The organism is Acinetobacter sp. YH12152 (genome assembly GCF_013418285.1).
Lineage (GTDB): Bacteria > Pseudomonadota > Gammaproteobacteria > Pseudomonadales > Moraxellaceae > Acinetobacter > Acinetobacter amyesii.
Genome location: NZ_VPCH01000070.1, coordinates 1 through 11,698 on the forward strand (window position 1 = coordinate 1; position 11,698 = coordinate 11,698).

Below are 11,698 nucleotides of genomic sequence, written 5' to 3' on the forward strand. Positions count from 1 at the left end.
AAAGAGTTCCTGTACCGCCATACTGTCAGCGCAGTGCGGTATCGAAAGGTGCAATCTCTAAGATTGCATGGGTCGCAAAGATTCCCCCACCATAGCTCTTAGCTTGGTGGTGGGAGTATGTCAAGTCTTGATGCTACATCTTGATATGTTATAATTTGTACATCAAAATGATGTACTTATTGGTGAAGAAATGGCTAATTTAGCAACTGAACGAATTAATGTTCGTTCAACAGCAGATGCAAAGAATGTGATTGAGCAAGCTGCGAATTTATTAGGCCTCAGTGTAAGTTCTTTTATGCTGCAATCCTCCTTTGAACGAGCAAAAGACTTACTTAAATCTAACCATGAGTTGAAAGTAAATAATGCTGATCGTGATATGTTAATGAATTTGCTTGAAAATCCACGCCCTGCAAACGATGAAATGAAGAAATTAATGAGTTTATTAGATGAGAATTGAGATTTTACAAACTCATCACCAAAGAAAATCATTTAATTGTGGGCAAGATGACTTAAATAAGTTCATTAAACAATATGCGTCCCAACATCAGAAATCAGGGACAAGTAAAACGTATGTTGCTGTTGATCATGCTTCAAATGTGATAGGGTTTTACTGTCTATCTAGTACCTCTATTGGATTCGATTTAGTAGATACCGTACTCACCAAACGCTTACCTCGTTATCCACTCCCTTGTGTTGTTGTAGGTCGCTTTGCCGTTGATAAAGTGACTCAAGGGCAAGGAATTGGAAAAGTGCTTTTAGCACATGCTCTCAAACAAGTTTCAAAAGTTGCTCAAATTATTGGTGTAAATTTTGTTGTAATACATGCAAAAGATCAAAAAGCGATGGAATTTTATCAGCGTTTTGGCTTCATTTCTTTAACATCAAATCCATTAACATTAATATATCCAGTGAATGAAATTCCTAATTTTAATTAAAGTGGTCTACTAGGAATACAAGTAACTGGCAAACTATGAATGAGAATTGGTGACAGACCTATCCAATAATCTGCAAATTTTTCAAGATCTTGCTCTTCAACATGCTGATATGAAGATGAACTATTCATTAATGCAGCATGAATACATTTTAAAACATCAGAGATGTCTATTACGAGCACAATGTAGTAAAGAGGCACATGCCCAAATACCATCATATGTTTCATATTCTGCTAGTCATAAAAACTTTGATAACGTACTTTCAACCCTGTAAGTTCAGTCGCTTTTTTTACAAGTTCTTCAGAATAGTCAATCGCATATACGTAATAGCCCTTTTTTCTAAAAGCCAAAGTATCCCGACCTGAGCCACAACCTAAATCTAAAATGTAGGCATCATGTGCTAATTGCTCTATGAACCGTACCGGGTTTGTCGGAGACCAATTTTCTTGAGAGAATGTCCCGATGAAAAAACCAAAATATACTCCTGAAATCAGAGATAGAGCGGTTCAATTATTGATTGAATCCGAAAAAGATTATCCTTCTACTTGGGCTGCAATCACAGCAATTGCTCCCAAGATTGGCTGTACTCCTGAAACACTACGTTCCTGGCATCAGAAGCATTTGAATCAACAGAATCCAATCAAAGTACAGCAGCTTTCAGACCAAGAACGCATTAAACAACTTGAACGCGAAAATAAAGAACTGCAGCGAGCCAATGAAATTCTACGCAAAGCAGCCGCTTTTTTCGCCCAGGCGGAGCTCGACCGCCCACACAAATAATGGTGGATTTTATCCATAACAATAAAGCGTTATACGGTGTTGAGGCGATTTGCAGGATTTTACCGATCGCGGCTTCTACCTATTATCGAACACTAGATTTCGTTGAAAACCCAGAACATCGAGCAAAGCGAGATCTACATGACTTGCATCATGCTGAACAAATTAAACGAATTTGGAAGGAAAGTTCAGGTCGGTACGGTGTTCGTAAAGTTTGGCAAAAGTTGAAACGTGAAGGCTATGTTGTTGCGCGCTGTACAGTTGCTCGATTGATGCAAAAGCTAGGTATACAAGGTGTTTGGCGTGGGAAGAATAAACAAACTACCCGTAGCAGAGATGATCAAAAACGAGCAGATGATTTAGTGAAACGGAATTTTAGTGCTGATCAACCTGACCACCTGTGGGTCGCTGACTTTACGTATATTCAAACCAATTCAGGTTGGGTCTATACCGCCTTTATTATTGATGTCTTCTCACGTGCCATTGTTGGATGGAAAGTATCAACACGTATGAATACAGACATGGTCCTGGATGCATTGGAGCAAGCATTGCATGATCGAGGCATGCCAAAGAACGTGATTCATCATAGTGACAGAGGGGTTCAGTATCTTTCCATTCGCTATACCAATCGTTTAGAAGCAGCAAATTTACGAGCTTCAGTCGGTACAACGGGTGACTCATACGATAATGCTTTGGCTGAAACGGTGAATGGCTTATACAAAACAGAGGTGATTGAATATTTAAAAGCAGATTGGCAAGGTTTAGCAGATGTACAACTTGCGACACTAAACTGGGTAGATTGGTTCAATAAAGAACGTGTACATAGTGCGCTAGGTTATGTGTCACCTTTTGATTTTGAAGCAATGTACTATGATAAAATTAATCCGTTAGGTCAGGTAGCCTAACTTAAATAAACTGTCTCCGACAAACCCGGTACGGTTCACTAAAAAGGTTGGTATAGTGCTTCCATATCCACATTCAAGGTCGACTTTATAAATTGATCAGCCTGTTTATTGTAATAATCTATTGTTTTCATTCAGTTGGATACATCTCAGCCATGTATATATACGATATCAGAGTTCGCTTATCATTGAGAAACGATTTTAACCTACAACTTCAGCGACGATATCGCTCGTCCCTTTCTATATTGATTTATATTCAATACAGCTTGCCTTAGACATATTAAAACAATTCATTTTAAATGCTCAATTTTTCTTGCTGAATCGCATGTATCAACATAATAAACGCAATACAAAGTGTCGTATTTTTATTCTTTTCATTGATAAAGCTTAATTTCACTTCACGACTTTTTTGTGACTTATCCGGTGGATCATTATCAACTTTTAGCTGTGTATCCTCAGGGAGTAAATACTTCAGTCCCGTAATCAGATGTTGAATGGACCAATCGACACGTGGCCTATTTTGCTTATCAAAACGATATTGAAAATGAATAAAGTTTTTTCTCAGCTTTCCATGTTCAATTAAAATACTCAAGGCTTCTAAAACCTGATGTTGAACCCGCTTTGGCAGTGCTGAAATCTCTACGCATTGCTTTGCTTCAAAACCTTTCTTTAAGGCTTTTTCATATAAGGAGATGAGTTCATCTTCACTAAAATCCTCATTATTTTGAGGCTTTTTTACCGCCACCCACTTAGTAGCGAGCTTTTTACTGCGTAATATCCAATCATGGTCCTCATAGGCTCTATATTTAATGTAATCATGGATGATGGTAGATACAGATGCATTTTTACTTATTTTAGGCTGAACAGGTTTAACTGAATCCACTTTTTTGAGTGCATATGTGGCATGATAAAAATCGAAATACTGGCCTTTTCCTATTATATGATTAAGATCCACAATTTCTGTGTTAGCACTTGTTAAGTCATTTTGAAGTATCAGTTTGATCGTGTCCCAATGAATTGTACAAGGCAAATGATAAATTCGATCTATCACCAACAAATCCAGCACATGTAGATAGTGAGATGCTGTTTGCTCTATGTTTGCATGCCCCATCCAGTCAGCTAGTAACCGCCACTTATGTTGTATGACAGCTTCATGCTGAATTGCAGTTTCTCCAAATAAATGCTGACGCATGACTTTACACCGGCTCCAAGTGTAATCCGTATAGGTCATGATCATCTCTTTTGAGCCTAACCAAGCGATTGCTAAATGATTCGCGGCACTATGTCTAAAGTTATGGAAAGTATAACCATGCCCTTCACCCAATATCTCATCAAAAATCACTTGGGTCATTTCACTAATATAAGCTTCACTTAAAATTTCGCCATCTTGGGCAAAAATCAATTTGTCCGCATGATTAGTTTTCGCTGGATTATGTGTAATACATTGTTTTAGATATTGCTGTACCAATGCCAACTCTTCATCGAGCATGACGGCGTTCAGATCAAGCTGACGCTTTGCGTTTTGGCTTTTGAGTTTCCGATAAACATTGTTACGTAAATTAAAACGGATCTGCACAGGTTTGGTCAGCGTATCATTACGCCAAATCAGTTCAGGACAAATGACCTCTGCCAATGTAAGTCCCCTAATTTCATTCAATCGCATCCCCAAACGAAATGCGAGTAAATACATGAGCTGTAGCTGAAAAAGATACGCTTGCTCTTTAGTTGTTTGACATTTTTCAATCTTTAAACTTAGTACTTGTTTAAGCTGATTGAACAATTTTGGGCTAATTAATTTGGCATGACAAAATTGTACACGATGATAATCATTGTATTGAAAGGTACCGACCTTAGGGACACGGTATTGTTTCATACAAAACTGATGAAATGCTTTAAGTCTGCCAAATGCATACTGTGCACGTCCGTGATTGGCCTTAGGATCAGTCTCACGTTTGGCTTGATCTCGATCATCAATACTATCTAAGATAGCGTCGTACAGTTCCTCACAATCTTCTTGATCCATGTTATCTATATCACCTGGGAACATATAGACATGGAATAAGTAATCTTTAGCGATACTACTTAAATACCGCTCGATACTATTGAGTTTCATCTTTTGAGACTTAAGATGAAAAATCCAACCCAGTAGCCTGAGCTGTGCTTCTATTAGATTTTTTTCATACAGGCCAACGTGAGGCTTCTTTTCTTCTAGTCGCTTCTGAATGCTTGTCCATCTGATCCATTTCACACGTTCACTTTTACGCTGCCGTTTCTGACGCTTATCAACTTCAGTCTGATCTTTTTCAAATAGCATCAATTCAAATGGAATTTCTTTGAGTTGCTGGTGAGCTGTAATTAAGTCTGGTACCGCCTTTTCTGTCTGTAGTGGTATATACCGCTCAATATGTGTTAACTGCGTCTGCAAGATGTTGTGATCTAACCATGCTCTCGCCTGATCAATAGGTGTTAACGACACCGTTTTGAGACGACCTCGCATAACCTCGCTTAAGCACATATCTAAGCCCGAATAAGAGTCAAGCTCAATGGCTAAGTTTGAATGATCAAAAGGTGTAAGTGAACGAAGCTCTGCTAACTGTTTATCATTACGGCGTAGTAGTTTTTTCAGACCTACGAACTGATGACTCAGATCAATTTCTTTAGGTAATTTCCCTAATACAGTAGAGATAGACTCCAAAACATATCGTGGCATCTGCTGATTCAAGGCTTGAGAGCCATGCTGTTTTATCCCTTGTATAAACAACTGTGCATAGGGATTAAGCCAAATATAACGCCACTGATACACCTGTCTATTTTCGATTTGATTACCATAAGCACGCTGTGGTACTCGATAATGCAGTGCGAGTGGTTGGATGATTGTTTTATATCCAGCATGATAAAGTTTAGTACAGATTTGGAGTTCATCTTTGACAATAGCGTTGACCAGGGTATTACCAATTGCTGTTAATTGACTTAGATCAGTACAGCCAGAGCAGTACATCAGACTTAAATAAAAATTCCCCCATAACCATGCCGGAGTAACTTCATCCTTGTATGGACAATTGCAATAGGATTTTAAGGCTATAGCAATATGATAATGTTTTTGTCCTTGCCGAAGATGTGATTCAGTACTACGAAGTTGTCTGGGTATAGGTTCTAGAAAAGTAGTTTTAGGCCATACTTTGATTGGATACGCATTCTTTGCTTGAGATAAATAGGTCTGACGCAAAGATAAAAAATATTTTTCAATAGCTTGAATATACGGTTTTTGAGCATCTTTCCGAGTAAATTTCTTCTGCTCTAAAAAACAAATAAATTCATCATAAAACTCGTACCACAAGCTATTTAGTGTGTTATCTAATAATTCAGGTCGGTCTCTTAAACTCTTAATCTGACTTTTCATTTCGGCAAATACAGAATCAACCTGAACCTGAATTTTTTGAATCAATGACTCATCTATACTCATGATAAGCCCTCAGATTGAAGTACTGAAATGTATGACAGATGCTCAATCTGCAATTGCTTAATCATGCGATCAATATTTTGGGTAAATTGATTGATATATTGTGGTAAAGATGCAGATGAATAGCGATAAAAGAGCTCCTGATTACGCTGATCATGCCCATAAACTGCTTGTATGACATTAAAAGCCAAACCTTGCTTCATCAACATATTCATATCAAAGTGTCGTAGCCAGTTATTATATAAACTGCTGAGTTGATGACCTTCAATATAGTCATTAATCCAACTTCGGTTAAGCGCAGCAATCTTAATTTTCTTACTTGCCCATTCCTCAGCAGTGGTCGGTAACGATTTCGGGTAATGGATCACTTGGCCAAACAAATCTTGCAATGTAATCTTTTTCCCAAACACAAATCGGAGGAGCTCTTCATACTGCTGAGTGACCGTATTTAAAAATTGCGTATAACGTTTAAAAGCTTGGATAAAAAATGCTGGGAGCGGTATATAGCGACCATCTTTTCGTGATTGACTGTTTTGCTTATCATCTACATACAACAACTTTAGTTTTAAATCGTAGTCACTATACTTTCCTAATAAGTTTTCCCGAGGACGGCGTGTTAGACACAATAAGCTGATATGCCACATCCAAGCACTATAGGCATTAATTCGCTCAATTATATGTTGATGTATCTGTATTTTATCAACGCAAATGGCATGTAATCGTGTAAAAAATTGACCAACATAATTTTGATTGAGTGCTAATTGGCTACCAAAACGTGATATAGACGCAGGTTCATGTTTAACAAACTGCTCTTTAAGCATTTCAATTTCTGTTTTCGTTTCTTCAACACTGAGTGTCTCTAAGTAGATCAAATAATGCTGATTCAATTCCGATGCGCTCACACCATTGTAGAAACTACTCGGTAGCTCATGGGTGCTATCTTTGCCCGATAGCACATGGGCAATATATTCATTAAAAGTACGGTGAAAAATATAGAAATACAGCTGGGCTTGGAGTTTCTCAACAGTAATTGAACCTAGCCCCTGATTCTGAGTCCATTTTTTGAGTCTTTGATTGATCTCTTGTACTGTAAGTACCTGTTGTGATCCATTCAAAATAAGATATTCAAACCAACTGCTTGATACATGGAGATCATGCGTCACTGTTTTATTCAGTTGGTGAATCTTTAAAGTTTCAACTTTTTGTTTTGTAATATCTAAATGTAATCTGAGTCGATACTCCGGCTTTTTAGAACTACCACCTTTAATAAGCACTCCCTCATCAATCAGTTGTTTATATTGAAGCAAATGCCTTGGTGATAAACCCGTCGCTAAACTCAATAAGCATGCTGCTGCAATCGCTGAATCTTGAGTAGGAGCATTATATAACTCACCCTTCAAAATATAGATAAGATGTTGAATCACATCTTTGCTCATGTAATTTGTGTTGGTTACAAACGGTTGTAGACGTCTTTGACGATGCCTCATCAAATGTTCACTATGATTGTTCAATACTGTATTAAAACGAGCTGTAGATTTAGATGTTGTATGTACAGCAATCCCCTCATCTATAAATTCAACATCTCCATCATCAGCATAAAAGATCTCCTGTCGAGCTTGAATATATGCTGGATATCCTTTAATAAGCTGTCTTTGTTCTCTCTTCTTTTGGAAACTTCTTAATTTTTTCTTTGTCGGCCAATCTGAAATTTTTATTTTTTTACGACGCGAGCGTTTTACAATCCTCCCTTGTTTTAATCGTTTAAAGATAATTTTTAAGTCATTTATATAATTTAGCACCTTAGTTTGAGTGAACTCGGGCAATTTTTGATTTATTTTATTCTTAAGGAAACTCTCCCAGTCACTCGTCACCTTGTCCTGTTCGAGTTCTAACATATATTCTATAAAGTATTCTAAGAGCCTTTTACTCTCGTATTTTAAAGAACTTTCTTCACTTTGTTGTAGAATTGATTTTGCAATATATCGAAATAAATCAAAAATTTCTTTTTGTTTAGCTTGGGAATCTGGGATAATGGCTAATTTTATATAAAGCGCTTCAACAAAATAACTCGTTCTCAAAATGAGGTATGACCATCCAGCATGGTCTAATACATCACCCGAAGCAAAAAAGCTTAAGGCTGCAACTCGATATTCTTCACCCAGTTTACGCGCTTTAATTATCTCGTGAAAAACCTTATGCGCAGTTTTTCCAAAATCACTAAAAGTCTGCTTATCACTTTCATCTAAATCATCAAATACAGCATGCGAAATAAACTTTGTTCTGTACTCTTGGTATTGTGTTAAAAAGAGATCTTGTCTCCGTTCTCTCTTTTTCTGAACTTCCATTCGTTCACTCTTGCTCTGCATTGATTAAAGTTAAAGTCTCGATCATACCAAGCTGCTTCTTAGAACATTTCTCCATGACTTTTTGTCTCGTTTCATCTTTACGTATGTCAAAAAATTGAAGTAGTAATGGTGTAGTGAGTTCCTTACGTGTATTAAAAATTTCTAATGCCATTTTTGAATCGATATATTTTTCCATATCGCAAATAAGCTGAATCTGCGGAATATATTGGACATTTGCACGTACTGCCCTATCTGTTTTCAAAAGTTCTAAAATACGATGCCAGAGTTTTACATAAATTTTTTTAAAATTATTCTGCTTACTCTTGTTGTTGCCCGGCCTGATTTTTTCTAGTTGTTTCAGCTTAGCTTTGATGTATTCCAAGTCTTCTGTTTTGGTTGAGAAGGGTAGAACAAATTGATAAAAAAATACGAGAGTTTTTTTTATCGTTTGATCAAAACTCATGACAAAATTAGCTCAAAATATTAATACAAATAGTTATAACACTTTTTCTATTTTTTATTTCACAAATCAAAATAAATTTAGTAAGCATTTGTAATAAAATATCTTTTTAAATTTTATTCTTCCATTTTTTTATAGTTTTTAGTTATTCTATGCCGACTTTAACTGGCGACATTCCTTTGAAGGTGAAGTTCACCTGAGCGAATTTGGTAAATCCGATGAACCTGCTTGCTGGCTACAACTTGGTTATGCTTGTGGATATAGCAGCTATGTCATGAGACAAACCATTATTTATCAGGAAACCCAATGTATTGCCCAAGGTCATGATCATTGTCGGATCATTGGTAAACCCTTAATCGAATGGGAAAATGCCGAAGAACTTGTACAATTTATGTCTCCTGACCCTATATCGGACGAAATCATTGCATTACGCGCTGAATTGAATCAACTAAAACACGATATTTATACTCGTGCCGAGGTCGACTACAGCATGTTTAATGCGGTCGGAGAATCTGCGGCTTACCGCAATGTCTGTGACCTCCTCAAAAAAGCGGCTGGCAGTAAAGTCGCCGTACTCCTGTCTGAGGAAACAGGTGTTGGTAAGGAGGCTTTTGCACGAGGTATTCACTATGCTAGTCCACGCAAAGATAAGCCTTTTATAGCAGTTAACTGTGCTTGTATCCCACATGACCTGATTGAAGCTGAGCTCTTTGGCGTAGAAAAGGGGGCTTTCACAGGAGCAGTCAGTCAACGAATAGGTAAATTTGAACGTGCCCATCAAGGTACGATTTTTCTGGATGAACTGGCTGAGTTATCCCCCTCGTGCCCAAGCAGCCTTATTACGAATGTTGCAAGAAGGTGAATTTGAACGTGTAGGCGATTATCAGACCCGAAAAGTCGATGTTCGAGTCGTAGCTGCCACCAATGAAGATTTGGAATTAGCTGTCAAAGAGGGTCGATTCCGTGCCGATCTGTATTTTCGCCTGAACATTTTTCCAGTACGTATTCCGCCATTACGCGAACGGCGGGAGGACATTCCTCTGCTGGTCAGTCATTTTCTTAAACGCTTTGAAAATATCTATGACAAAAAATTTAAAGGTCTTAGTGACAAAGCCAAACATTACTTTATAAATTACAATTGGCCAGGCAATATCCGTGAATTAGAGAATGTGCTGGAACGCGCAGCACTACTCACAGATGATCAACAAGAGATTAAACTACGTGATTTATTTCCAGATGTTGTAGCCGCTGAGGCAATTAGCTATCGGGAAATATTCCCTTCCAAATCATTTAATTCACAAAAAATTGCAGAACTATTTACTCCTGACTTTTCATTAGAACATTATGAACAGCAGATTATTTTACAAGCCATGCAACAGACTCAAAACAATGTCTCTGAAGCAGCACGTATACTCGGCATTAGCCGGGCAACATTGGATTATCGCTTAAAGAAATATAGGGCCTTATCGTAAGGCCCTATATTTCATACCCAAACACCCTAAACTTATATTACTGCGTGCTTTTTTAACCGATATTCCAGTGCACTGCGTGTCATATTCAAATAGCGGGCAGCTTTGGAAACATTACCTCGGTATTTATGTAATGGCGTCTGTAAAATGGTCAATTCAACATATTCCATATCCACCTGTTCTGAGCTTTGCATTAGGTGCTCAATTAGCTGATTTAAATCACTTTTAGTCACAATGCCCTTAATTTCATTAAATTTCTGTTTATTCTGGCTTAGGAAATCCTGAATGATCTGTTCTTCCAGCATTAAATCTTCTAAATCAAGTGCCGTATTATTGGACAAAAGCACCGAACGTTCCAAGATATTTCTTAATTCTCGTATATTTCCCGGCCAGTCATAGCTGTTAAAAAAGGCATACACTCGGTCACTGAAGCCATTAAATGTCTTGTGATACTGCTTCTCAAAGAAGTGGATATAGTATTCAACCAGCAGATTGATATCTTCACGGCGTTCTTTCAAAGAAGGAATCAGAACTGGATAGGTAGCTAAGCGGTAATATAGGTCACTACGGAAACGGCCCTCTTCCACTGCTTTTTTCAGGCTTTCATTGCAAGCCACCATCACTCAAACATTAGTTTTCCGGGTTTTCGTATCACCTAACAGCTCAAACTCGCCAGTTTGCAGTACACGTAGTAAAGTGATGTGTGCTGATAAAAACGGAAACTTTTACTTGGTAAATGGCTTTGTTGCACAAACCTATCTGTAACGGCTTTTTCAGCGATATAATTTCCAAATGAAGAAGCCTACACACAAAATCTACCGCACAACCAATTGGCTCGCATATAACAGAGCTCTCATTAATCATGGGAATATTGCCATTTGGTTCGACCCAAAAACACAATGGTATGCAGAACCTCAAGGCAAACAAGGTCGAAGTCAAACCTACTCCGACATAGCGATTCAATGCTGTTTGATGATCAAATCTCTATTTAGACTCATTTTACGCATGGTTACTGGTTTTGTTCAAAGCTTAATTAAACTTTGCGGATTAGATTGGACAGCACCAGACTTCACGACGCTTTGTAGAAGACAAAAGTATATTGATATTCAAATTAGCTACCAGAAAAGTCGTGATGGGTTACACAGAGGTGGTTCCACTTGTTTGAACAACTAAAAGCGTATTTATAAGTGATATTCTGCTCTAGTTAAGCCACCTTGTTTTGTTGCGGTAGCTGATCATAGTAAAACTCATTTGGTGTCATTTTGTCTAGACTCGAATGAGGTCGTTTCAAATTATAAAACTCAAAATATGCACTTAATTGCTTTTTCGCATCTGTGACACTGCTATAAGCTT

8 protein-coding genes, 4 pseudogenes and 1 other annotated feature are annotated in these 11,698 nt (G+C 37.6%); of the genes and pseudogenes, 5 read left to right on the forward strand and 7 right to left on the reverse strand.

The annotated features are described in order from the left end of the window. Positions 1–190 precede the first annotated feature (190 nt). Positions 191–457 carry a DUF1778 domain-containing protein gene (locus FTU83_RS15795; RefSeq protein WP_026094019.1) on the forward strand — a complete coding sequence of 89 codons (267 nt, stop codon included), beginning with the start codon at positions 191–193 and terminating at the stop codon, positions 455–457. After that, the gene (locus tag FTU83_RS15800; RefSeq protein WP_019383654.1) at positions 447–935 is read left to right on the forward strand and encodes a GNAT family N-acetyltransferase; all 489 of its coding nucleotides are present in this window, start codon (positions 447–449) and stop codon (positions 933–935) included. The genes FTU83_RS15795 and FTU83_RS15800 overlap by 11 nt, the downstream gene beginning before the upstream one ends. A 165-nt stretch (positions 936–1,100) precedes the next feature. On the opposite strand, the pseudogene FTU83_RS15805 reads toward FTU83_RS15800, so the two are convergent. Further along, a pseudogene (locus FTU83_RS15805) lies at positions 1,101–1,426 on the reverse strand (class I SAM-dependent methyltransferase); the annotation flags it as partial. Between FTU83_RS15805 and FTU83_RS15810 the strand changes: the two are divergent. Next, positions 1,395–2,614 (forward strand): IS3 family transposase gene (locus FTU83_RS15810; RefSeq protein ID WP_180107256.1). Its coding sequence is split into 2 segments (ribosomal slippage): positions 1,395–1,671 and positions 1,671–2,614, totalling 1,221 coding nucleotides; the frame shifts between segments, so codons are not numbered across the junction. The pseudogene FTU83_RS15805 and the gene FTU83_RS15810 sit on opposite strands and share 32 nt — an antisense overlap. Continuing rightward, positions 1,670–1,786 (forward strand) — a sequence feature (AL1L pseudoknot). Its footprint overlaps the gene before it by 117 nt. 41 nt (positions 2,615–2,655) lie before the next feature. Here the strand turns inward: FTU83_RS15810 and FTU83_RS17545 are convergent. From FTU83_RS17545 to FTU83_RS15825, 4 genes and pseudogenes are all read right to left on the reverse strand, one after another. Beyond that, positions 2,656–2,745, reverse strand: a pseudogene (locus FTU83_RS17545) (SAM-dependent methyltransferase); the annotation flags it as partial. Between the two features lie 161 nt (positions 2,746–2,906). Further along, a complete protein-coding gene (locus FTU83_RS15815; RefSeq protein WP_257222659.1) occupies positions 2,907–6,056 on the reverse strand; it encodes a site-specific integrase in 3,150 nt (1,049 codons plus the stop codon). Between the two features lie 14 nt (positions 6,057–6,070). Beyond that, positions 6,071–8,416 (reverse strand): hypothetical protein, encoded by a 2,346-nt coding sequence (locus tag FTU83_RS15820; protein WP_257222658.1) that lies wholly within the window; start codon positions 8,414–8,416, stop codon positions 6,071–6,073. A gap of 4 nt (positions 8,417–8,420) precedes the next feature. After that, on the reverse strand, positions 8,421–8,879 hold the full coding sequence (locus FTU83_RS15825; protein WP_180036239.1) for a hypothetical protein: 459 nt from the start codon (positions 8,877–8,879) through the stop codon (positions 8,421–8,423). Positions 8,880–9,024: 145 nt separating this feature from the next. Between FTU83_RS15825 and FTU83_RS15830 the strand changes: the two are divergent. Next, positions 9,025–10,348 (forward strand): annotated as a pseudogene (locus tag FTU83_RS15830) (sigma 54-interacting transcriptional regulator); the annotation flags it as partial. A 32-nt stretch (positions 10,349–10,380) separates the two neighbouring features. Here FTU83_RS15830 and FTU83_RS15835 read toward each other — a convergent pair. Then, entirely contained in the window at positions 10,381–10,965 is a 585-nt protein-coding gene (locus FTU83_RS15835) for a helix-turn-helix domain-containing protein (protein WP_180107251.1), read from the reverse strand. 172 nt (positions 10,966–11,137) lie between these two features. On the opposite strand from FTU83_RS15835, the pseudogene FTU83_RS15840 reads away from it, so the two are divergent. Further along, a pseudogene (locus FTU83_RS15840) lies at positions 11,138–11,488 on the forward strand (transposase); the annotation flags it as partial. A 61-nt stretch (positions 11,489–11,549) separates the two neighbouring features. On the opposite strand, the gene FTU83_RS15845 reads toward FTU83_RS15840, so the two are convergent. Then, on the reverse strand, positions 11,550–11,698 hold a 149-nt coding region (locus tag FTU83_RS15845), incomplete at its 5' end, for an integrase core domain-containing protein (protein WP_079745370.1).

Excerpts from the sequence above, each read along its gene's own strand:
- FTU83_RS15795 (WP_026094019.1), top strand. The coding sequence starts at position 191 with ATGGCTAATTTAGCAACTGAACGAATTAATGTTCGTTCAACAGCAGAT.
- FTU83_RS15800 (WP_019383654.1), top strand. The coding sequence starts at position 447 with ATGAGAATTGAGATTTTACAAACTCATCACCAAAGAAAATCATTTAAT.
- FTU83_RS15820 (WP_257222658.1), bottom strand. The coding sequence starts at position 8,416 with ATGGAAGTTCAGAAAAAGAGAGAACGGAGACAAGATCTCTTTTTAACA.
- FTU83_RS15825 (WP_180036239.1), bottom strand. The coding sequence starts at position 8,879 with ATGAGTTTTGATCAAACGATAAAAAAAACTCTCGTATTTTTTTATCAA.
- FTU83_RS15835 (WP_180107251.1), bottom strand. The coding sequence starts at position 10,965 with ATGGTGGCTTGCAATGAAAGCCTGAAAAAAGCAGTGGAAGAGGGCCGT.